Source organism: Cupriavidus basilensis OR16, assembly GCF_000243095.1.
Taxonomy (GTDB): domain Bacteria; phylum Pseudomonadota; class Gammaproteobacteria; order Burkholderiales; family Burkholderiaceae; genus Cupriavidus; species Cupriavidus basilensis_D.
The window spans coordinates 1-394 of record NZ_AHJE01000341.1 but is presented as its reverse complement, the minus strand read 5'-3'; the positions used below and the strand labels follow the sequence as shown (position 1 = coordinate 394).

The following is a 394-nucleotide window of genomic DNA, read 5'->3' as shown; positions in this document are numbered from 1 at the left end:
CCCCGACAACCGGCTGTCCAGCTCTTGGCACGCGGCTTGCGTAACCAACGCATCGGCCAACGACGGCCGATCACATACCGATGTGCGCCGCCAACGACGGCCGCGCTGCATCACGGGACAACGGCGTCCTGACCTGCCCCCCGCATTTCTGGCGAAAGCGGAGCAGTTCAGGACGCTTTTTATTTGGAGCCGTGTCAATGCCCTCTCGCCTGAAGATTGCCAAGTCGCTGCACGCAGCAGTTGCCACCGACGCCAGCACCACGGGAGCCGATGCGGTACCCGCCAGCAGCGGACGGCGCCGGGCGCTCGGCCACCATCGCCGGGGTCCAGCGTGATCACGCTGGTCGATCCGCTCGTGCGCGCCGGGGCCTTGGGCAGCCGGCTCGGACGCGCC

At 68.3% G+C, this 394-nt stretch carries 1 protein-coding gene; it reads left to right on the top strand.

The genetic code is table 11. The features are described 5' to 3' along the window. Window positions 1–197: 197 nt before the first annotated feature. Window positions 198–335, top strand: a complete 138-nt coding sequence (locus OR16_RS42485; RefSeq protein WP_237717407.1) for a hypothetical protein — start codon at window positions 198–200, stop codon at window positions 333–335. The last annotated feature ends 59 nt before the right edge of the window (window positions 336–394 follow it).

What these genes read in the sequence shown, in the direction of transcription:
- OR16_RS42485 (WP_237717407.1), top strand. Translation starts at nt 198, where the DNA reads ATGCCCTCTCGCCTGAAGATTGCCAAGTCGCTGCACGCAGCAGTTGCC.